This is a genomic window from Xanthomonas boreopolis, from assembly GCF_046529185.1.
Lineage (GTDB): Bacteria > Pseudomonadota > Gammaproteobacteria > Xanthomonadales > Xanthomonadaceae > Pseudomonas_S > Pseudomonas_S boreopolis.
Genome location: NZ_CP097162.1, coordinates 3,590,740 through 3,610,147 on the forward strand (window position 1 = coordinate 3,590,740; position 19,408 = coordinate 3,610,147).

Genomic DNA, 19,408 nt, shown 5'->3' on the forward strand with positions numbered 1-19,408 from the left:
GCCTACCATGGCGCCTGTTCCATCCCCCTCGCCCTTTGCCAACAGAGGAAACGCAATGTCCGTAATCAACACCGAAATCCTGCCGTTCGAAGCCGACGCCTACCAGAATGGCGAGTTCATCAAGGTCTCCGACGCCAACCTGAAGGGCAAGTGGTCCGTGGTGGTGTTCTACCCGGCCGACTTCACCTTCGTGTGCCCGACCGAGCTGGAAGACCTGGCCGACCATTACGAGGAGTTCCAGAAGCTCGGCGTCGAGGTGTACTCGGTCTCCACCGACACCCACTTCTCGCACAAGGCCTGGCACGACACCTCGCCGGCGATCGGCAAGATCAAGTACGCGATGATCGGCGACCCGACCCACCAGATCTCGAAGAACTTCGACGTGCTGCGCCCGGCGGGCCTGGCCGACCGCGGCACCTTCATCATCGACCCGGCCGGCGTGATCCAGTCGGTGGAAATCACCGCCGAGGGCATCGGCCGCGACGCCAAGGAACTGCTGCGAAAGGTCAAGGCCGCCATCTACGTCGCCAACCACCCGGGCGAGGTCTGCCCGGCCAAGTGGAAGGAAGGCGAGAAGACCCTGGCTCCGTCGCTGGACCTGGTCGGCAAGATCTAAGCCGTCCCGCGCTCCCGGTCCCGCAGCCGCGGGACCGGGGGTGAACCGGAGCCGGTGCGGCCGCCGCGCCTTCCGTGCGCCGGCTGCGGTTCACCCCCTTCCATCATCGACCGGCGACCCGCCCCACGGCGGCGCCAAGCGCTTCTTCGCGAGTCCCTCGCAGGGCGGCGCGCGTCCATGCGCGCGGTTCCTTCTTCCCTGCGAGCCCCCGCAGGAGCACGGCGCAGCCGCATGCCGGTGCCCTTCCCCACTTACCCGCCATCAGGAGTTCTCCATGTTGGACGCCAATCTCAAGACCCAGCTCAAGGCCTACCTGGAGAAGGTCACCCGCCCGATCCAAATCGACGCTTCCGTCGACGACGGCGCCAAGTCCCAGGAAATGCTCGAGCTGCTCAACGAGCTGAAGGAACTGTCGGACAAGATCACCGTGGACGTCTGGCGCGACGACGCCGAGCGCAAGCCGTCGTTCGGCCTGACCTCCCCCGGGCAGGACATCAAGCTGCGCTTCGCCGGCCTGCCGATGGGCCACGAGTTCACCTCGCTGGTGCTGGCGCTGCTGCAGGTCGGCGGGCATCCCTCCAAGGCCGCGCCCGAGCTGCTGGAGCAGGTGAAGAACCTGCAGGGCGAGTACCGGTTCGAAACCTACTTCTCGCTGTCCTGCCAGAACTGCCCGGACGTGGTGCAGGCGCTGAACCTGGCCGCGGTGCTGAACCCGAACATCAAGCACGAGGCGATCGACGGCGCGCTGTTCCAGGAGGAGGTCGAGGCGCGCGAGATCATGTCGGTGCCGACCGTCTACCTCAACGGCAAGCTGTTCGACCAGGGCCGCATGACCCTGGAGCAGATCGTCGCCAAGCTCGACACCGGCGCGGCCGACCGCAACGCGAAGAAGATCGCCGGGAAGGCGCCGTTCGACGTGCTGGTGGTCGGCGGCGGCCCGGCCGGCGCGGCGGCGGCGGTGTACGCCGCGCGCAAGGGCATCCGCACCGGCGTGGCGGCCGAGCGCTTCGGCGGCCAGGTGCTGGACACGATGGCGATCGAGAACTTCATCTCGGTGCCGGAAACCGAGGGCCCGAAGATGGCCGCGGCGCTGGAACAGCACGTGCGCGCCTACGACGTGGACGTGATGAACCTGCTGCGCGCCGAGCAGCTGGTGCCGGCCGGCGCCGACGGCCTGATCGAGGTCAAGCTCGAGAACGGCGCCTCGCTGAAGTCCAGGACCGTGATCCTGTCCACCGGCGCGCGCTGGCGGCAGATGAACGTGCCGGGCGAGAACGAGTACCGCAACAAGGGCGTGGCCTACTGCCCGCACTGCGACGGCCCGCTGTTCAAGGGCAAGCGCGTGGCGGTGATCGGCGGCGGCAACTCCGGCGTGGAAGCCGCGATTGACCTGGCCGGCATCGTCTCGCACGTCACCCTGATCGAGTTCGACGCGCAGCTGCGCGCCGACGAGGTGCTGCAGCGCAAGCTCCGCAGCCTGTCCAACGTGAAGATCATCACCAGCGCGCAGACCACCGAGGTACTGGGCGACGGCAGCAAGGTCACCGGCCTGGTCTACAAGGACCGCGCCGGCGGCGACAGCCACCGCGTCGAGCTGGAAGGCGTGTTCGTGCAGATCGGCCTGCTGCCCAACACCGAGTGGCTCAAGGGCACGGTGGAACTGTCGGCGCGCGGGGAGATCGTCATCGACGACCGCGGCCAGACCAGCCTGCCGGGCGTGTTCGCCGCCGGCGACGCCACCACGGTGCCGTACAAGCAGATCGTGATCGCGATGGGCGCCGGCGCCACCGCCGCGCTGAGCGCCTTCGACCACCTGATCCGCAGCACCGCGCCGAAGAGCAGCGGCGCCGTCGCCGAGGCCGCCTGAGCCCGGTTGCGCCCCTTCGCGTGGAGGGGCGTAAGCTGGTGCGAACGCCGCTGCAATCGTCCCCTGTTTCAGCGAGGCCCGTAGTCCATGAACCTGCGCGATCTGAAATACCTGGTGGCCCTGGCCGACCACAAGCATTTCGGCCGCGCCGCGGCGGCCTGCTTCGTCAGCCAGCCCACCCTGTCCACCCAGATCAAGAAGCTGGAGGACGAGCTGGGCGTGCCGCTGGTCGAGCGCGCGCCGCGCAAAGTGATGCTGACCCCGGCCGGGCGCGAGGCCGCCAACCGCGCGCGCGGCATCGTGGCCGAGGTCGAGCAGATGAAGGAAGCGGCGCGCCGCAGCCAGGACCCGGAAGCCGGCACGGTGCGGCTGGGCATCTTCCCCACGCTCGGCCCGTACCTGCTGCCGCACATGGTGCCGCGCATCCGCCAGCGCTTTCCGCAACTGGAACTGCTGCTGGTCGAGGAAAAGAGCGACCAGCTGCTGCGCCAGCTGCGCGAGGGCAAGCTGGACGCCGCGCTGCTGGCGCTGCCGCTGCACGACGACCAGCTGCACGCCGAGTTCCTGTTCGAGGAACCGTTCGTGCTGGCGGTGCCGGAAGGCCACCCGCTGGCGCAGAAGCAGGACCTGACGCTGGCCGAGCTCTCCGAGCAACGCCTGCTGCTGCTCGAGGACGGCCATTGCCTGCGCGAACAGGCGCTGGACGTGTGCCACCTGGCCGGGGCGCTGGAGAAATCCGAGTTCCAGGCCACCAGCCTGGAGACGCTGCGGCAGATGGTCGCCGCCAACGTCGGCATCACCCTGCTGCCGATGCTCGCGGTGAAGCCGCCGGTGGCGCGCTCGGACAGCATCCGCCTGCTCGACTTCCGCGCCGACAAGCAGCCGAGCCGGCGCATCGCGATGGTCTGGCGGCGCAGCTCGGCGATGTCCGCGTTCCTGGAAAGCCTGGCCGGCCTGTTCAGGCAGCTGCCGGACGAGCTGTTGACGCTGGCCCCGGCCCCGCATGCGGCGCCGCGCAGCATCGAGGCGGCCTGAACGGCCCCGCGCCCGAGGTCGCATCCGGCGGCGATTCTTCCGACAATAGGCGCGGGCGGCCTTCCGGTCGCCTTTTGCTTGTCCGTCCTCCAAGGAGAATCCCATGGTCCAATCGCAGCACAGCAGCGGCCTGCCGCCTTCCATCACCATTTCCTCCCGCGATCTCGCCCGCCTCGAGGCGATGCTCGAATCCCCCGCGCTGAGCCGGCACCCCGCCGCGATCGCGCTCTCCGAGGAACTGGGCCGCGCCCGCATCGTCGCGCCCGAACAGATGCCCGCCGACGTCGTCACCATGCATTCGCGCGTGGAATGCCAGGACGAACTGCAGGGCGACACGCATACCCTCACCCTGGTCTACCCGAACGAGGCCGACGTCGAGCGCCACCGCGTCTCGGTGCTGGCACCGGTCGGCAGCGCCCTGCTCGGCCTGTCGCTGGGCCAGTGCATCGACTGGGAGACGCCGCAAGGCCGCAAGCTGCGCCTGCGCGTGACCGCCATCCACTACCAGCCCGAGGCGGCGGGCGACTTCCATCGCTGAGCGCGCTACCGTAGCGTCCCGCTCGCACCATCCGTCCCGAACCGAAACGAGAGACCGAAATGACCGCTTCGCAACCTTCCAAACTGGCCCAACTGCGCGAACTGTCGGTGGTCGTCGCCGACACCGGCGACTACGAGGCGATCAAGCGCCTCAAGCCGGTGGACTGCACCACCAACCCGACGCTGGTGAAGAAGGCGCTGGACCTGCCGGTGTACGCCGAGCTGATCGAGCGCGAACTGGCCTGGGGCCGGCAGCAGTCCGGCGGCGGCGACGCCGTCGTCAACGAGGTCGCCGACCGCCTGACCATCGGCGTCGGCACGATGCTGGCCGAACTGGTGCCCGGCCGCGTCTCCACCGAAGTCGACGCCGACCTGGCCCACGACACCGCCGCCACGGTCGCCAAGGCGCGCAAGTTCATCCAGATGTACGCCGAGCGCGGCGTGCCCAAGGACAAGATCCTGATCAAGGTCGCCGCGACCTGGGAAGGCGTGGAGGCCGCGCGCCAGCTGCAGGCCGAAGGCATCGACTGCAACCTGACCCTGATCTTCAACCAGACCCAGGCGCTGGCCTGTTCGGAAGCGGGGGTGTTCCTGATCTCGCCGTTCGTCGGCCGCATCCTCGACTGGTACGTCGCCAACGGCCAGGCCCCGGCCAGCATCGACGAGGACCCGGGCGTGAAGTTCGTGCGCGGCGTCTATGCCGAGTTCAAGAAGCGCGGCTCCAAGACCGTGGTGATGGGCGCCTCGTTCCGCTCGACCGCGCAGATCGAGGCGCTGGCCGGCTGCGACCGCCTGACCATCTCGCCGGACCTGCTGGAAAAGCTCGACGCCGACCACGGCGAGCTGCCGCGCAAGCTGTCGCCGAAGCCGGCCGACGGCGCGGCGACCACGCCGATCGACGCGGCCCGCTTCGCCGCCGACCTGGCCGCGGACCCGATGGCGACCGAGAAGCTGGCCAGCGGCATCGATACCTTCGCCAAGGACCTGCAGGCGCTGCGCGCGACGATCCGCGGCAAGCTGGCGGGCTGAGCCCGGGCCACGGCCGCAGGACGGCACAGGCCGCGACGCCCCACCGCCATCGGGGGTCATCGCGGCTTGCGCCGCGCCTACGGGCGAGCGCCGCCGGAAATAAGGAAGCAAGTCGCTGGGTTCGGGGACGACGATGGAAGCATGGCTTCATCGGCAAGGTGGCTTGCTCCGGAAACCTCCAGCTGTCGTCCCCGCGCAGGCGGGGACCCAGCGACTTGCGCGGAACGACCCGCGCAGTACGCAGACCTCGCGCGATCCCCTCAGCAAAGAAGGCTCACGCCTCCAGCCCGATCGGGCAGCTCACCCCGGTACCGCCCAGGCCGCAGTAGCCGGCCGGGTTCTTCGCCAGGTACTGCTGGTGGTAATCCTCGGCGTAGTAGAACGGTCCCGCCGGATAGGCGATCTCGGTGGTGATCTGGCCGTAGCCGGCCTCGTGCAGGCGCTGCTGGTAGGCGTCGCGGCTGGCGAGCGCGGACTCGAACTGGTTCTCGTCGTGGCAGTAGATCGCCGAGCGGTATTGGGTGCCGGTGTCGTTGCCCTGGCGCATGCCCTGCGTGGGGTCGTGGTTCTCCCAGAACGTGCGCAGCACCGTGTCGCGCGAGACCTGGGCGGGATCGAACACCACCCGCACGACCTCGGCGTGCCCGGTCATGCCGGAGCAGACTTCCTCGTAGGTGGGATTGGGCGTCAAGCCGCCCTGGTAGCCGACCGCGGTGGCGTACACGCCCGGCAGTTGCCAGAACTTGCGCTCGGCGCCCCAGAAACAGCCCATGCCGACGTCCAGCGTCTCCAGGCCGGCGAAATCCGCCCGCAGCGGATGGCCGTTGACGAAATGCACGTTGTGCAGCGGCAGCGGCGCGGCGCGTCCGGGAAGCGCCTCGTCGGCGCGTGGCAGGCGTTGCTTGAACTGGCGGGCTCCCAGCATGGCGATGCTCCGGCGAGGGGGGACTTCCGCTGCATGGGACCGGCCGGCCCGGCTTTCAAGCAGGGCCGGCCTGCGCCGTGCCGGATGGCCATGCACGGTTGGAACGGCGCGCGCCGATCCGGGCCGGCTTCCTGCCGGTGATCGCGCCGCCCGCCGGGACCGTGGCGCTGTTCAGGCGGCTGCGCGCATTGGCAGCGGCCGAGGCGCCGCCGGGCCATCCGCTTTTGTGGGAGCGGCTTCAGCCGCTCCCACAAAAGCGCGCCCACAGGCTACAGCGCGCGCGTCGCCTGCCCGTCCAGGCCCAGCGCCAGCACCACGTCCTGCGCCTGCTCCAGCGCCTCGTCCGGCACGCATACCCGCAGCACGCCGAACAGCGGCAGGTCGCCGCCGGCACCGAGCAGGGATTCGCCGAACACGAAGGCCATGATCCCGGCGTCCTCCAGCGCATGTTTCACCAGATGGGCGTCGAACAGGTTGTCGGCACGGTAGGCGACCTGCATGGCGGAGCTCCTCGCGGCTTGCCGGCCAGAATACGCCGGGCGCCCCGGCGCGATAAACTGCGCGTCTTTCTGCATCCAGCCCCGGCATGTCCAGCACGCCCCCCCCCGCACCCGCCGCCGACGCCCTTCCCGAAAAGAAGGATTTCATCCGCCAGATCGTCCGCGAGGACCTGGCCAGCGGCAAGCACGCCACGATCAAGACCCGCTTTCCGCCCGAGCCGAACGGCTACCTGCACATCGGCCACGCCAAGGCGATCTGCCTGGACTTCGGCGTCGCGGCCGAGTTCGGCGGCACCTGCAACCTGCGCCTGGACGACACCAACCCGGCCAAGGAAGACCCCGAGTTCGTCGCCGCGATCCAGGACGACGTGCGCTGGCTGGGCTTCGACTGGGCCAGCCTGCGCCACGCCTCGGACTACTTCGAGGTGTACTACCTGGCCGCCGAGAAGCTCATCGAGGACGGCAAGGCCTTCGTCTGCGACCTCACTGCCGAGCAGGTGCGCGAGTACCGCGGCACGCTGACCGAACCGGGCCGCAATTCGCCGTGGCGCGACCGCAGCGTCGAGGAGAACCTCGACCTGTTCCGGCGCATGCGCGCGGGCGAGTTCCCCGACGGCGCGCGCACCCTGCGCGCCAAGATCGACATGGCCAGCGGCAACATCAACCTGCGCGACCCGGCGCTGTACCGGATCAAGCACGTCGAGCACCAGAACACCGGCAACGCCTGGCCGATCTACCCGATGTACGACTTCGCGCATTCGCTGGGCGATGCCATCGAAGGCATCACCCACTCGCTGTGCACGCTGGAGTTCGAGGACCACCGCCCGCTGTACGACTGGTGCGTGGACAACGTCGACCTGGCCGGACACCCCGAGCTGCTGGCGCCGCTGGCCGCCAAGGGGCTGCCGAACGAGGCGGCCAAGCCGCGCCAGATCGAGTTCTCGCGCCTGAACATCAACTACACGGTGATGAGCAAGCGCAAGCTCACCGCGCTGGTCGAGGAAGGCCTGGTCGAGGGCTGGGACGACCCGCGCATGTACACGCTGCAGGGCCTGCGCCGGCGCGGCTACACGCCGGCGGCGATGCGCCTGTTCGTCGATCGCGTCGGCATCTCCAAGCAGAACTCGGTGATCGACTTCTCCGTGCTGGAAGGCTGCCTGCGCGAGGACCTGGACGCGCACGCGCAGCGCCGGCTGGCGGTGATCGACCCCCTCAAGCTGGTGCTCGCCAACCTGCCGGAAGGCCACGAGGAAACGCTGACCTTCTCCAACCATCCCAAGGACGAGACCCAGGGCGAGCGCAGCGTGCCGTTCTCGCGCGAGCTGTGGATCGAGCGCGAGGATTTCGCCGAGGTGCCGCCGAAGGGCTGGAAGCGGCTGGTGCCGGGCGGCGAGGTCCGCCTGCGCGGCGCCGGCATCGTGCGCGTGGACGAGGTGGTCAAGAACGCGGCCGGCGAGATCGTCGAGCTGCGCGGCTGGCTGGACCCGGAATCGCGCCCGGGCATGGAAGGCGCCAACCGCAAGGTCAAGGGCACCATCCACTGGGTCAGCGCGCGGCACGCGGTCGAAGCGGAGATCCGCCTGTACGACCGCCTGTTCTCGGTCGAGAAGCCGGACGACGAGTCCGAGGGCAAGACCTACCGCGACCACCTCAACCCCGAGTCCAAGCGCATCGTCGCCGGCTATGTCGAGCCGGCCGCGGCACAGGCGGCGCCGGAGCAGTCGTTCCAGTTCGAGCGGCTGGGCTACTTCGTCGCCGACCGCCGCGACCACGGCGCGGCCCGTCCGGTGTTCAACCGCAGCGTCACGCTGCGCGACGCCTGGGCCAAGTGATGGCCTCCCGCGCCTGGCCGACCGGTTCCGCCAGGCGCGGCGGCGCACGGCAGGCGGCGCGATGACCGGCGCCCTGCAATTGCGCCGCTACGGCCGCGACGGCCATCTCCACCACCACGCGCACGTGCAGGTGGTGTTGCCGTTGCGCGGCACGCTGGAGATCGAGGTCGGCGGGCGCGGCGGCCTGGTGGATGCCGGGCACGCCGTCGTGGTCGCGCCCGGGACCGAGCACGATCAGGGCGCCGACGGCGACAACCGCTTCCTGCTCGTCGAATGCGACCTCGGCAGCTTCGGCGAGGCGCGCATGCAGCAGCTGCAGCAGCGGCCGTTCGTGGCGATGACGCCACGCCTGCGCGCGCTGGCCGGCTTCGTCGATCGCCAATGCCGCGAGCGCGACGAGGTTCCCCTGCCGCTGGTCCGGCACTGCCTGCCGCAGCTGCTGCACGCGCTCGGCAGCGACCCGGCGCCGCTGCGCCGCCTGCAGGCGTTGTGCGACGCCCTCGCCGCCGCCCCCGGCGAAGCCTGGCCGGTCGAGCGCATGGCGCGCCACGCCGGGCTGAGCGAGAGCAGGCTGCATGCCTTGTTCCGCCGCGAGTTCGACCGCAGCCCGCAGCAATGGCTGTCCGCGCTGCGCCTGCAACGCGTCTGCGCGCAACTGGCCGGCAGCGATCGCCCGATCGCGCAACTCGCCCTGGACAACGGCTGGTCCGACCAGACCGCACTGACCCGCGCCTTGCGCCGCGAGACCGGCCTGACTCCGGCCGCCTACCGGCGATTGCATCGCGTTGCGGGAAAGCCCGCCGAGCCGCTTGCGGCGCCATGATCGGCGTCCCCGCGCCAGATGGGGACCGATGGCTTTCGTTCGGGGGAAAGCGGAGGCGCTGGGGTCCCCGCCTTCGCGGGGACGACGGTGGAAAGATTTCCGCGGCTGCTGTTTTTACTTCGGTTTTCGCCTTGACCGCTGCTGCTGTCGCTGTCGCTGCCGCTGCTCGTGATCATGCGCGAGCCAATGGCTCGCAAGCCGCACGTCTTCACCCCAAAAGTGCGAGAAGGAAACCACGGCTGCCCGAGCAACATCGGGAAAGCCCGTCGGGACCGAAGTCCCTCCCACACGGCCCGCCGCATCCGTAACCCGTGCAAGCCAGCGCGACGGCGCTTCCCATCGCCGATCGCCCGCCTGAACGCCGCGCAAGAGCCTGGGTCAATCATTCCCCCGGCCTTCCCGGCATGCTCCCTCTCCCAAGGAGGACCAGGCGCCATGCGTGAACGATTGATCGGCGGAGTCAGCAACGGCGTCATCGCCGGCGCCCTGTGGGGGCTCGTGTTCCTCGCGCCGCAACTGCTGCACGACTTCTCCCCGCTGCAACTGTCCGTATCCCGCTATCTCGCCTACGGCCTGGTCGCCGCCTGCGTGCTCGCGCCGCGCTGGCGGCGCCTGCGCGGCGCCCTCGGCGGCGCCGAATGGTGGGCGCTGGTGCGCCTGAGCCTGCTCGGCAACCTCGTCTACTACGTGATGCTCGGCACCGCGGTGCAATGGGCCGGCGGCGCGGCGACCTCGCTGATCATCGGCCTGCTGCCGGTGGTGGTGACCGTGGTCGGCTCGCGCGCGGCCGGCGCGGTGGCGCTGTCGCGGCTGGCCGCTCCCTCCGCGCTCGGCGTGGCCGGGGTCGCGCTGGTCGCCTTCGAGGCGCTGCACGGGGAAGCCCGGGGCGCCGGCAGCCTGGCCCAGCGCGCGATCGGCCTGGCCTGCGCGTTCGGCGCGCTGTCGTCGTGGTCGGCGTACTCGGTCTCCAATGCGCGCTGGCTGTCGCGCCGGCCCGACCTGTCCAGCGGCGACTGGTCGCTGCTGACCGGCGTGGTCACTGGCGCGCTGTCGCTGCTACTGGCCGTGCCGGCGTTCGCGTTCGACCGCGCCGGGCACCTGCCGGCCGACTGGGCCCGCTTCTGGGGCATCGGCCTGGTGCTGGCGATATTCGCCTCGGTGCTGGGCAACGCCTGCTGGAACCGCGCCAGCCGGCTGCTGCCGCTGACCCTGGTCGGGCAGATGATCGTGTTCGAGACCGTGTTCGCGCTGCTGTACGGCTTCGCCTGGGAACGGCGCCTGCCGAGCGCGCTGGAAGCGCTCGCCATCGCCTGCCTGCTCGGCGGCGTGCTGTGGTGCGCCTCCGTGCACGTGGAGCGGCGCCGGGCGCCCGCCGCGTAGGCGCCGACGACGGGCGGCTCCGGCGAGAATGGCTATATTCGAGCCCTCCCGCCCCCGGAGCCCGCGATGAAACGCCTGCTGCCCGCCCTGCTCCTGCTGTTGGCGGCCTGCGCCGCCCCCGCCTCGCAATCGCAGGCCACCGCCCCGGCGGCCGCGCCGGCCAAGATCGACACCACCTGCCGCACCGACGCCGACTGCACGGTCAAGAACGTCGGCAACTGCTGCGGCGCCTACCCGGCGTGCGTGAACGCCGCCAGTCCTACCGACCCGGAGGGCGTGATGGCGCAATGCCGCGCCAGCGGCCGGATGAGCGTGTGCGGCTTCCGCGAGATCAGCGGCTGCCAGTGCGTGTCCGGCCAATGCACCGCAAAGGACGGCGGTGCCGATACACTGCGCCGCCCCCTCGACACCCCCGAACCGGTCCGCTGATGCTGTACGCGCAAGTCCACCTCACCCTGCCCGCCTGGGTCCACGAACACGTCGACACCACCCTCGCCTATCCCGGCGACGCATCGAAGGTGGCCCTGGCGATCGAGCTGTCGCGGCGGAACATCGAACACCGCAGCGGCGGGCCGTTCGGCGCGGCGGTGTTCGGCCCTGACGACCGCATCGTCGCGGTCGGGGTGAACCGCGTGGTGCCGCACGCCACCTCGCTCGCGCATGCCGAGAACATGGCCTACATGCTGGCCCAGCAGCGCCTGCAGACCCACCGGCTCAACGAGATGCTCAAGCCGGTCACGCTCGCCACCTCCTCGCAGCCGTGCTGCCAGTGCTACGGCGCCACGGTCTGGGCCGGCATCGACCGGCTGTTGATCGGCGCGCGCGCCGAGGACGTGATGGAGTTGACCGCCTTCGACGAAGGCCCGCTGCCGGCGGACTGGATCGGCGAACTGAACAAGCGCGGCATCGAGGTCGTGCGCGACCTGCTGCGCGACGACGCCCGCGCCGTGCTGCGCGCCTACGGGGAAAGCGGTGGCGATCGCTACTGACCGCCCGATGCGGCATTCCACGCACCATCCCGCCCTGTCGCCGTCGTTGCCGTTCCCGCGCAAGCGGGAATCCGGGGGCGCTGGTCCGCCGAAGGCGGCGGCCTTGGATTCCCGCCTGCGCGGGAACGGCGCACCGAAGGGACCACGCAACCGCCTCCCCGCCGCCGAGGAGGCGCAATGAAATGAACGGACTGTTGTGCTACTGCCGGCAGGGCTTCGAGCCCGAACTGGCCGCGGAGCTGACCGCGCGCGCCGCCGAGGCGGGATTCGCCGGCTACGCGCGCGCGCAACGCAACGACGGCTACGTGATGTTCGCCTGCGAGGACAGCGAAGGACTGGCCGCGCGCCTGCCCTGGCGCGAGCTGATCTTCGCCCGGCAGAAGCTGCACCTGCTGGCCGAACTGCGCGGCGTGGACCCGAAGGACCGCATCGCGCCGATCGTGGCCGCGCTGCAGGGCGCCCCGCGCTTCGGCGACCTGTGGGTGGAACACCCGGATTCGGATGCCGGCAAGCCGCTGGCGGGCCTGGCGCGCAGCTTCGGCAACGCGCTGCGGCCGGCGCTGCGCAAGGCCGGGCTGCTCGCCGACCAGCCCCAGGCGCGGCTGCCGCGCCTGCACGTGTGCTTCGTGCAGGGCGACCACCTGTTCCTCGCCGCCGCCGATCCGCGCGACAGCGCGCCGTGGCCGCTCGGCATCCCGCGCCTGAAGCTGCTGCCGGACGCGCCCTCGCGCTCGGCGCTGAAGCTGGAGGAGGCGCTGATCGCCCTGCTCTCGCCCGAGGAACGCCAGGCGCGGATGAAGCCGGGCATGCGCGCGGCCGACCTCGGCGCCGCGCCCGGCGGCTGGACCTGGGTGCTGGCCCGCGAGCACCTGCACGTCACCAGCGTCGACAACGGCCCGCTGCGCCAGCACGTGCTCGATACCGGCCTGGTCGAGCACCTGCGCGCCGACGGCTTCCACTGGAAACCGGAACGCCCGCTGGACTGGATGGTCTGCGACATGGTCGAACAGCCCCGACGGGTGGCCGAGCGGATGGCCACCTGGTTCAGCGAGGGCTGGTGCCGGCATGCGATCTTCAACCTCAAGCTGCCGATGAAGAAGCGCTGGGACGAGACCATGCTGTGCCTGGAACTGTTCCGCCGGCAGGCCGGAAGGCCGTTGCAGGTGCGCGCCAAGCAGCTCTACCACGACCGCGAGGAGATCACGGTCGCCGCCTTGGCCTCCCCCTGACCGGAACCCCGCCATGATCCGCTCCGCCCCGTCCCCGCTCCGCACCGCGCTGGCGGTCGTGCTGCTAGCCACCAGCACCGTCGCACCCGCTGCCAACAACCGCCAGGCGCGCCTGCCGACCGTCTACGTGGCCAGCGACTACGTTCCCGACGGCGTGTTCGGCAAGGGCGTGGAAGGCCCGGCGGTGGGCCCGGACGGCCGCCTGTACGCGGTCGCGTTCGGCGGCGATGGCACCATCGGCCGGGTGACGGCACGGCCCGACGGCACCGGCCAGGCCGAGCTGTTCGTGCGCCTGCCGGAGGGCAGCACCGGCAACGGCCTGCGCTTCGGCGAACACGGTGTGCTGTACGTGGCCGACTACACCGGCCACCGCGTGCTGGCCGTGGACCCGGACACCCGCCAGGTCTCGACCTTCGCCGCCGATGCGCGCATGCACCAACCCAACGACCTGGCGCGCGCGCCGGACGGCACCCTGTACGCCAGCGACCCGGACTGGTCCACCGGCACCGGCCAGATCTGGCGGATCGACCGCGAGGGCCATGCCGAGCTGCTCGAGACCGGGATGGGCACCACCAACGGCATCGAGGTCTCGCCGCGCGGCGACCGCCTGTACGTGAACGAGAGCATGCAGCGCAAAGTCTGGGTCTACGACCTCGACCGCGGCGGCAAGCCCTCCAACAAGCGCCTGCTGATCGAGTTCCCGGACGCCGGCCTGGACGGCATGCGCTGCGATCGCGACGGCAACCTCTACATCGCCCGCTACGACGCCGGCGCGGTGGTGGTGGTCTCGCCGCAGGGCAAGCTGCTGCGCACCGTCAAGCTCAAGGGCAGCAAGCCGACCAACCTGGCCTTCGGCGGCAAGGACGGCCGGCAGGTCTACGTCACCCTGCAGGACCGCGGCGCGATCGAGACCTTCCTGAGCGAGGTGCCCGGCCGCGAAACCGGCCGCAAGGGCGCGTTCTGAGGCGATCCGCCCGCGATGCGGCGCCCGTCTCAGGGCGCGCAACCGCGGCATGGCATCCTGCGCCTGTTCCGCGGAGGAATGAGGAGGGGCGGTCATGCAACCCATCGAGCTCAAGGACCCGGCCGGGTTCGCCAACGAATTCCTGCGGCTGACCCTGCTGCAGGGTTTCCAGTCGCTGACCAAGCGCGACCTGGAGCTGCTGATCTTCGTGCTGCTCGAGCGCGACGGCGCGATCTCGCGCAGCGACTCCAACGCCGCCGTGGCGATGCAACTGCGCGTCACCCCGGCCAAGGTCAAGGCGCTGCGCCGCGACGGCTACGCGCGCTGGCGCGCGCTGGTGCCGGAGGAGAACGATGCGGCGCTGCGCCGGATCGTCGCCAGCGTGCTGACCGAGGACAACCTGCGCTCGGGCGCCAAGCACGTCAGCGAGCGCAGCCGCAAGGAAGGCTTCCTGGCGGTGCGGATCGAGCACCCGGACGACGCGCAGCGCTTCGAGCAGGCGATCCTCGAGGTCGGCGCGCTGCCGGTGTACGAGCGCAACCGCGAGGTCGTCGCGGTGCGTTTCGACACGTTGCTGAAGATCGCCGAGCGCTGGGGCTACCTGCAGCCCGACCCGGAGGCGACGGTGCGCGAACTGAAGAAACTCGCCCCCGCCGCCGAGGAGGTCGCCGACCTGCTGAAGAAGGACATCAAGCAACTGCGCTGGGACGACGTGCGGCGCGCGCTCAACAGCCTCGGCGCCAAGGCCGTCGCCAGCACCGCCGAAGGCGGCCTGAAGGGACTGCTGAAGATCGTGTTCCCGTTCATCCCGGGCTAGCCGGCCGCGGAAGCGGCCGCAGGAACCGCCGTGGCACGGCCTGCGCCCCATCACGCCGGTTCAGCGCGGCGTGGGTAAGGTAGCCCGCGTTCCAACGCTACAGGGGGTTCCATGACACTCGCCCGCTCCATCCACGCCATCGCGCTGTGCGCCCTGTTCGCCAGCGGCCTCGCCGGCGCGCAGACCTACGGGACGGTCCCCAAGGACAGCGCCGTCAGCGAACCGTTGCGCGACGTGCCGGTCAACGTGCGCAGCGAGCCCCTCGCCGACGGCGAGGTCACCCACCAGGCCCATCTCGCCATGCCGGTCGGCGAAGCGCCGGTGACGGTGCGCACGATCCAGCCCAACAGCGTGGTGGGCGACTACAAGATCGACTTCGCCGCGCTGGACACCGACGGCGACGGGTTCATCAGCCGCGAGGAAGCGCAGGCCAATCCTGCGCTGGCCGACGAGTTCGACTCGCTCGACACCGCCCGCCGCGGCAAGCTGGGCCGCGAACAACTGGCCGGCTGGCTGAAGTAGGCAGGCGGCCTTGCGCCCCGCCGGAACGGCGCCGTCCGCGACCGGCGTCGTTCCCGGCGCTGCGCACCCAGGCGGGCGGCCGCGAACTTAGCGAATCCACCACATCGCGAACGCCGTGCTAAACGGAGTTTCCCGCCGCCGTTTCCGGCCGGATTTTTTTCGTCGCCATTAATCGAGGCGGGCCTAGCGTACAGCTCCCAACCAAGAGGAGTACGCCATGAACATCGCCCCACGCGCTTTGGCTGCCTCGCTCGCCCTCGCCCTGGCCCCGCTGGCGGCCTGGGCGCAAGACGGCCAGGTCACCGGAACGGCCCACCTGCAGGTCGACGGCCAGCCGGTACAGGTCAATTCGGTCGAGCCCGACTCGGTGGTCGGCCAGTACCGCATCGACTTCGACAAGCTCGATCGCAACCACGACGGCTACATCGACCGCAAGGAAGCCAAGGCCGACCCCACCCTCAGCGCCGAGTTCGACGCCGTGGACGTCCACCACCGGGGCCGCCTCAGCAAGGCCGACCTGAAGGGATGGATGGGCTGAATCCCGTCGCGTTCCCCGTCGCCCGCGCGAAGGCAACGACGACGAGAGCCCCTCGCGACGACGGCGGCCAGGGACTCCCGCTGGCGCGGGAGCCAAGGCCAGGCGGTGCAGCGGCGCTTAACCCAGGGCGATCCGCCGGCCGCCGTCGCGCGCCGAGGCGAAGATCGCGTCGACCACGCGCATGTCGGCCAGGCCTTCCTCGCCCGGCACGCGCGGCGGCTTGCCCTGGATGATCGCCAGCGCGTCCTCGTCCATCTGCAGCGCCTGCTGGTGCTGCACCTTCGCGTCGAACGGCTTGCCGTCGCTGGTGCGGCCGCGGATGCCGTCGTAGGACTGGAACGGCGACAGTTCGTACCAGCCGCGCTCGCAGTCCACGCGCAGCAGGTTCATGTTCTGGCCGAAGCTGGTGGCGCACTGCGCGACCACGCCGTCCGGGAATTCGAGGCTGAAGCGCGTGGTCTCGTCCACGCCCTGGAAGATCTGCGGGCGCGCGACCTCGTGCCTGGCGCTCACCGCCACCGGCTCGCGGCCGACCGCGTAGCGCGCGCCGTTGAGCGAGTAGACGCCCATGTCGTACATCGCGCCGCCACCGCGCGCCGGGTCCAGGCGCCAGTTGCTGCGGTCGGCGCCGTCGAAACCGTTGAAGCCGGCCTCGGCGCGCACCTGCCGGATCGCCCCGTACGGCGCGCTCTCGGCGAATCCGATGAGGCGGCGGATATTGGGCTCGTGCTGCATGCGGTAGCCGATCGCCAGCTGCACCTTGTTGGCGCGCGCGGCATCGATCATCCGCTGCGCCTCGGCGGCGTTCATCGCCATCGGTTTCTCGCACCACACGTGCTTGCCGGCCTCGGCGGCGGCGATGCTGTACTTGGCGTGCAGGTGGTTGGGCAGCACCACGTAGACCACGTCGATGTCCGGGTTGTCGGCGATGCGCGCGAAGTCGTCGTAGCTGTAGCAGTTGCGGTCCGGGATGCGGTAGCGGCGCTGCCAGTCCTCGATCTTGGCCGGCGTGCCGCTGACCACCCCGGCCAGGCGGCAGTAGCGGGTCAGCTGCAGCCCGGGCGCGAGCCGGCCCGCGCTGTAGCCGCCCAGGCCCACCAGCGCCACGCCCAGCGGCTTGCGCGGCGTGGCCGCGAACGCGCCGCCCGGCAAGGCGGTCGCGGCGCCCGCCAGCAATGCGCCGCGCATGAAATCCCGTCGCGAAAAAACGTCCTGCATCGTCCAGCCCTCCCGAGTCGATGACATCCGCGCATTTGCGCCTGCGCGCCATTCATACCGCGTCAAGGCCGGCCGCGCCGGCCGCACGCGTCAACGCTGCAACCCCGCCGCGCCGCGCCACAGCATGTCGACCACCGGCGGCATGCGCCCGGCCGCGCCTAGCGCCAGCCCGCGCAGCAGGGTCAGGTGCAGCTCGTCGTTGGAGAACAGCGTGTTGATCGCGTCGAAGCCGTAGGCCGCCACGGTGTTGTCGCTGCGGCGGTTGCGCGCCCAGCGCCGCAACCGGTGCGGGGCGCTCCAGTCCGCGCGCCGGCCCGCCGCCTCGCGCACCAGCGCACGCAGCGCGGCCACGTCGCGCAGGCCGAGGTTGACGCCCTGCCCGGCCAGCGGGTGCACCACGTGCGCGGCGTCGCCCAGCACCAGCACGCGGCCGGCCACGTAGTCGGCGGCGAGCTGGCGGCGCAGCGGGAAGGCCACGCGCCGCGACGCCAGCCGCACCTTGCCCAACCGCGCGGCGAACGCGTTGCCCAGTTCGCGTTCGAACGCGGCCTCGTCCAGCGCCAGCACGCGCTCGGCCTCGGCGTCCGGCAAGGTCCAGACGATCGAGCTGCGCCCCTGCGCGAACGGCAGGAACGCCAGCGGCCCGGTGGCCAGGAACCGCTGCCAGGCGGTGTCCTCGTGCGGGCGCTCGGTCTCGACGAAGCAGACCACGCCGCGCTGGCCGTAGTCGTGGCGCGCGACGTCCAGGCCGGCCAGCGCGCGCAGCGTGGACTCGGCCCCGTCGGCGGCGATCGCCATCGCCGCATCGATGCGGCTGCCGTCGTCCAGCCTGACCCTCACGCCGCGCTCGTCCTGCTCGATCGCCTCCAGCCGCGCCGGGCAGTGCAGGCGCACGCCCGAGGCCGGCAACGCGGCCCATAGCCGGTCCACCAGCAGGTCGTTCTCGACGATCCAGCCGAGCTGCTCGCGCCCGAACGCGTCGGCGTCGAAACCGAGCTCGCCACCGCCGCCGGCATCCCAGACCCGCATCCGCCGGTACGGCTGCACGCGCGCCGCGCGCACCTGCGGCCACACGCCCAGCGCATCGAGCAGCGCGGCGTTGTCCTGGGCGAACGCGTACACGCGCAGGTCCGGGCGTTCCGCGCTCCAGCGCGGCGGTTCGCGGCCCTCGACCAGGGCCACGTCCAGGCCCGCCTCGGCCAGCGCCAGCGCGCAGGCGGCGCCGACCACGCCGCCCCCGGCGATCACCGCGTCCAGTCCGCCGCACCGGTTCACGACGCGCTCCGGCACAGCTGCGGCACTTCGCCGCGGAAGCCCATCGCGCCGCCCACCATCAGCGCCTGCAGCCCGGCCACCTGCGATGCGGCCAGCAGGCCGGCGCTGCGCAGCGGCCGCAGCAGCGGCGCCGGATTGGACGTCAATCGCGCCAGCCCGCCGGAGAAGCCGATGGTCTGCTCGCGATCCGGCGTCCGGCGCGCGACGTAGGCCGACAGCAGCCCGGGCGCGCCGGCGTCGCCGCGGTCGCGCTCGATCAGTTCGGCCAGGGTCAACGCATCGCGCAGGCCGAGGTTGAAGCCTTGCGCGCCGACCGGATGGATCGTCTGCGCGGCGTTGCCGAGCAGCACCACGCGCTCGGCGACCAGCGATTTGGCCAGCACCTGCACCAGGGGATAGGCGCTGCGCTCGCCGCTGGCGAGCAGCCGTCCGGCGCGCCAGCCGATGGCCTGTTGCAGGCGCGCCAGCCAACCCGCCTCGTCGAGCGCGGCCACCGCGGCGGCCTGTTCGCGCGCCACGCCGTGCACCACGCCGTAATGGCGGTCGCCGCGCGGCAGCAGCGCGGTCGGGCCGTGCTCGCCGAAGCGCTCCCAGGCGGTGCCGTCGGGCTGGCGTGCGGCGCGCACGCGCGCCACGAACAGGGTCTGGAAATAGTCGTGCTCGTCGGTGCCGATGTGCAGCAGCTCGCGCACCGCGCTGCGGGTGCCGTCGGCCCCGACCACCAGCCGCGCGCGCACCCGTCGCTCGCCGTCTGCATCGGCGATGCGGACCGTGCGATGGCCATCCTCGGCCGCGTCCAGGCCGATGAAACGCGCCGGACGGTAGCGGGTCAGGTGCGAGAGCTCGCCCAGGCGCGCTTCCAGCGCCTCGCCGAAATCGCGCGCCACCACCACCTGGCCGAAGCTGTCGCGGGCGTAGTCGGCGGCATCGAGCCGAACCCGGCCGAAGTCCCCGGCGCGGCTGACGTGGATGCGCCGGATCGGCCCGGTCGGCGCGCGCAGCCTGGCCATCACCCCGAGCGAGGTCAATGCATTGACCGTGGCCGCGGCGAAGCTGAGGTTGCGCTGGTCGAACACCGCCGGCAGTTCGCCCGGCGGAGCGGCCTCGACCAGGCCGGCGTCCACGCCGATCCGGTCCAGGGCGATCGCCAGGCTGGCGCCGACCAGGCCGCCGCCGACGATCAGTACATCGTGTGTGGGTTCCATCCCGCCATGATAAAGCGGTCCGGTCCCGGCCACCGGCGCGGGGCGCCGCGCAGGCTCCGCACCGCCGGCGGCCCGCGCATTCCGCCCCAAAGGGCATGACACGCTCT

The 19,408-nt window shown here is 71.2% G+C and carries 20 protein-coding genes; 15 read left to right on the forward strand and 5 right to left on the reverse strand.

Going from position 1 to position 19,408, the window contains the following annotated elements:
* The first annotated feature begins 55 nt into the window (after positions 1-55).
* The 5 genes from ahpC (at position 56) to M3M27_RS16240 (ending at position 5,084) form a co-directional block, all read left to right on the forward strand.
* Positions 56-616 (forward strand): alkyl hydroperoxide reductase subunit C, encoded by a 561-nt coding sequence (gene ahpC, locus M3M27_RS16220; protein ID WP_140723782.1) that lies wholly within the window; start codon positions 56-58, stop codon positions 614-616.
* A gap of 274 nt (positions 617-890) precedes the next feature.
* Positions 891-2,483, forward strand: coding sequence for an alkyl hydroperoxide reductase subunit F (ahpF, locus tag M3M27_RS16225; protein WP_140723785.1), 1,593 nt, complete (start codon positions 891-893; stop codon positions 2,481-2,483).
* An 87-nt stretch (positions 2,484-2,570) separates the two neighbouring features.
* Positions 2,571-3,518, forward strand: a complete 948-nt coding sequence (oxyR, locus tag M3M27_RS16230; protein WP_434026272.1) for a DNA-binding transcriptional regulator OxyR — start codon at positions 2,571-2,573, stop codon at positions 3,516-3,518.
* 103 nt (positions 3,519-3,621) lie between these two features.
* Positions 3,622-4,056: a nucleoside diphosphate kinase regulator gene (gene rnk / locus M3M27_RS16235; protein WP_140723791.1), complete on the forward strand. Its 435-nt coding sequence runs from the start codon at positions 3,622-3,624 to the stop codon at positions 4,054-4,056.
* Positions 4,057-4,115: 59 nt separating this feature from the next.
* Positions 4,116-5,084: a transaldolase gene (locus M3M27_RS16240; protein ID WP_434026273.1), complete on the forward strand. Its 969-nt coding sequence runs from the start codon at positions 4,116-4,118 to the stop codon at positions 5,082-5,084.
* 274 nt (positions 5,085-5,358) lie between these two features.
* Here the strand turns inward: M3M27_RS16240 and msrA are convergent, their stop codons facing one another.
* Positions 5,359-6,009, reverse strand: a complete 651-nt coding sequence (gene msrA / locus M3M27_RS16245; RefSeq protein ID WP_434026274.1) for a peptide-methionine (S)-S-oxide reductase MsrA — start codon at positions 6,007-6,009, stop codon at positions 5,359-5,361.
* Positions 6,010-6,278: 269 nt separating this feature from the next.
* Positions 6,279-6,509 (reverse strand): DUF2007 domain-containing protein, encoded by a 231-nt coding sequence (locus M3M27_RS16250; protein WP_434026275.1) that lies wholly within the window; start codon positions 6,507-6,509, stop codon positions 6,279-6,281.
* 86 nt (positions 6,510-6,595) lie between these two features.
* Between M3M27_RS16250 and M3M27_RS16255 the strand changes: the two genes are divergently transcribed.
* The 10 genes from M3M27_RS16255 to M3M27_RS16300 all read left to right on the forward strand — a co-directional run bounded on the left by M3M27_RS16255 (position 6,596) and on the right by M3M27_RS16300 (position 15,603).
* Positions 6,596-8,341: a glutamine--tRNA ligase/YqeY domain fusion protein gene (locus M3M27_RS16255; protein ID WP_434026276.1), complete on the forward strand. Its 1,746-nt coding sequence runs from the start codon at positions 6,596-6,598 to the stop codon at positions 8,339-8,341.
* A 61-nt stretch (positions 8,342-8,402) separates the two neighbouring features.
* Positions 8,403-9,164 (forward strand): AraC family transcriptional regulator, encoded by a 762-nt coding sequence (locus M3M27_RS16260; RefSeq protein ID WP_434026277.1) that lies wholly within the window; start codon positions 8,403-8,405, stop codon positions 9,162-9,164.
* A gap of 435 nt (positions 9,165-9,599) precedes the next feature.
* Positions 9,600-10,544 (forward strand): DMT family transporter, encoded by a 945-nt coding sequence (locus tag M3M27_RS16265; RefSeq protein ID WP_434026279.1) that lies wholly within the window; start codon positions 9,600-9,602, stop codon positions 10,542-10,544.
* 66 nt (positions 10,545-10,610) lie between these two features.
* Positions 10,611-10,973 carry a hypothetical protein gene (locus M3M27_RS16270; protein ID WP_434026280.1) on the forward strand — a complete coding sequence of 121 codons (363 nt, stop codon included), beginning with the start codon at positions 10,611-10,613 and terminating at the stop codon, positions 10,971-10,973.
* On the forward strand, positions 10,973-11,533 hold the full coding sequence (locus M3M27_RS16275; RefSeq protein ID WP_140723816.1) for a nucleoside deaminase: 561 nt from the start codon (positions 10,973-10,975) through the stop codon (positions 11,531-11,533). The genes M3M27_RS16270 and M3M27_RS16275 overlap by 1 nt, the downstream gene beginning before the upstream one ends.
* Before the next feature lie 182 nt (positions 11,534-11,715).
* Positions 11,716-12,762, forward strand: a complete 1,047-nt coding sequence (rlmM, locus tag M3M27_RS16280; RefSeq protein WP_140723819.1) for a 23S rRNA (cytidine(2498)-2'-O)-methyltransferase RlmM — start codon at positions 11,716-11,718, stop codon at positions 12,760-12,762.
* Between the two features lie 13 nt (positions 12,763-12,775).
* A complete protein-coding gene (locus tag M3M27_RS16285) occupies positions 12,776-13,726 on the forward strand; it encodes an SMP-30/gluconolactonase/LRE family protein (protein WP_434026281.1) in 951 nt (316 codons plus the stop codon).
* Between the two features lie 94 nt (positions 13,727-13,820).
* Positions 13,821-14,543 (forward strand): hypothetical protein, encoded by a 723-nt coding sequence (locus M3M27_RS16290; protein ID WP_140723826.1) that lies wholly within the window; start codon positions 13,821-13,823, stop codon positions 14,541-14,543.
* A 111-nt stretch (positions 14,544-14,654) separates the two neighbouring features.
* Positions 14,655-15,065, forward strand: coding sequence for an EF-hand domain-containing protein (locus M3M27_RS16295; RefSeq protein ID WP_140723829.1), 411 nt, complete (start codon positions 14,655-14,657; stop codon positions 15,063-15,065).
* 217 nt (positions 15,066-15,282) lie between these two features.
* Positions 15,283-15,603 (forward strand): hypothetical protein, encoded by a 321-nt coding sequence (locus M3M27_RS16300; RefSeq protein ID WP_140723833.1) that lies wholly within the window; start codon positions 15,283-15,285, stop codon positions 15,601-15,603.
* Positions 15,604-15,720: 117 nt separating this feature from the next.
* On the opposite strand, the gene M3M27_RS16305 is transcribed toward M3M27_RS16300, so the two are convergent.
* The 3 genes from M3M27_RS16305 to ubiH all read right to left on the reverse strand — a co-directional run bounded on the left by M3M27_RS16305 (position 15,721) and on the right by ubiH (position 19,301).
* Positions 15,721-16,821, reverse strand: coding sequence for a Gfo/Idh/MocA family protein (locus tag M3M27_RS16305; protein ID WP_434026282.1), 1,101 nt, complete (start codon positions 16,819-16,821; stop codon positions 15,721-15,723).
* A gap of 90 nt (positions 16,822-16,911) precedes the next feature.
* Complete coding sequence (locus M3M27_RS16310; RefSeq protein ID WP_434026283.1) at positions 16,912-18,096, reverse strand: UbiH/UbiF family hydroxylase; 1,185 nt, start codon at positions 18,094-18,096, stop codon at positions 16,912-16,914.
* Positions 18,093-19,301, reverse strand: a complete 1,209-nt coding sequence (ubiH, locus tag M3M27_RS16315; protein ID WP_434026284.1) for a 2-octaprenyl-6-methoxyphenyl hydroxylase — start codon at positions 19,299-19,301, stop codon at positions 18,093-18,095. The genes M3M27_RS16310 and ubiH overlap by 4 nt, the downstream gene beginning before the upstream one ends.
* Positions 19,302-19,408 lie beyond the last annotated feature (107 nt).

Excerpts from the sequence above, each read along its gene's own strand:
- ahpC (WP_140723782.1), top strand. The coding sequence starts at position 56 with ATGTCCGTAATCAACACCGAAATCCTGCCGTTCGAAGCCGACGCCTAC.
- ahpF (WP_140723785.1), top strand. The coding sequence starts at position 891 with ATGTTGGACGCCAATCTCAAGACCCAGCTCAAGGCCTACCTGGAGAAG.
- oxyR (WP_434026272.1), top strand. The coding sequence starts at position 2,571 with ATGAACCTGCGCGATCTGAAATACCTGGTGGCCCTGGCCGACCACAAG.
- rnk (WP_140723791.1), top strand. The coding sequence starts at position 3,622 with ATGGTCCAATCGCAGCACAGCAGCGGCCTGCCGCCTTCCATCACCATT.
- M3M27_RS16240 (WP_434026273.1), top strand. The coding sequence starts at position 4,116 with ATGACCGCTTCGCAACCTTCCAAACTGGCCCAACTGCGCGAACTGTCG.
- msrA (WP_434026274.1), bottom strand. The coding sequence starts at position 6,009 with ATGCTGGGAGCCCGCCAGTTCAAGCAACGCCTGCCACGCGCCGACGAG.
- M3M27_RS16250 (WP_434026275.1), bottom strand. The coding sequence starts at position 6,509 with ATGCAGGTCGCCTACCGTGCCGACAACCTGTTCGACGCCCATCTGGTG.
- M3M27_RS16255 (WP_434026276.1), top strand. The coding sequence starts at position 6,596 with ATGTCCAGCACGCCCCCCCCCGCACCCGCCGCCGACGCCCTTCCCGAA.
- M3M27_RS16260 (WP_434026277.1), top strand. The coding sequence starts at position 8,403 with ATGACCGGCGCCCTGCAATTGCGCCGCTACGGCCGCGACGGCCATCTC.
- M3M27_RS16265 (WP_434026279.1), top strand. The coding sequence starts at position 9,600 with ATGCGTGAACGATTGATCGGCGGAGTCAGCAACGGCGTCATCGCCGGC.
- M3M27_RS16270 (WP_434026280.1), top strand. The coding sequence starts at position 10,611 with ATGAAACGCCTGCTGCCCGCCCTGCTCCTGCTGTTGGCGGCCTGCGCC.
- M3M27_RS16275 (WP_140723816.1), top strand. The coding sequence starts at position 10,973 with ATGCTGTACGCGCAAGTCCACCTCACCCTGCCCGCCTGGGTCCACGAA.
- rlmM (WP_140723819.1), top strand. The coding sequence starts at position 11,716 with ATGAACGGACTGTTGTGCTACTGCCGGCAGGGCTTCGAGCCCGAACTG.
- M3M27_RS16285 (WP_434026281.1), top strand. The coding sequence starts at position 12,776 with ATGATCCGCTCCGCCCCGTCCCCGCTCCGCACCGCGCTGGCGGTCGTG.
- M3M27_RS16290 (WP_140723826.1), top strand. The coding sequence starts at position 13,821 with ATGCAACCCATCGAGCTCAAGGACCCGGCCGGGTTCGCCAACGAATTC.
- M3M27_RS16295 (WP_140723829.1), top strand. The coding sequence starts at position 14,655 with ATGACACTCGCCCGCTCCATCCACGCCATCGCGCTGTGCGCCCTGTTC.
- M3M27_RS16300 (WP_140723833.1), top strand. The coding sequence starts at position 15,283 with ATGAACATCGCCCCACGCGCTTTGGCTGCCTCGCTCGCCCTCGCCCTG.
- M3M27_RS16305 (WP_434026282.1), bottom strand. The coding sequence starts at position 16,821 with ATGCAGGACGTTTTTTCGCGACGGGATTTCATGCGCGGCGCATTGCTG.
- ubiH (WP_434026284.1), bottom strand. The coding sequence starts at position 19,301 with ATGGAACCCACACACGATGTACTGATCGTCGGCGGCGGCCTGGTCGGC.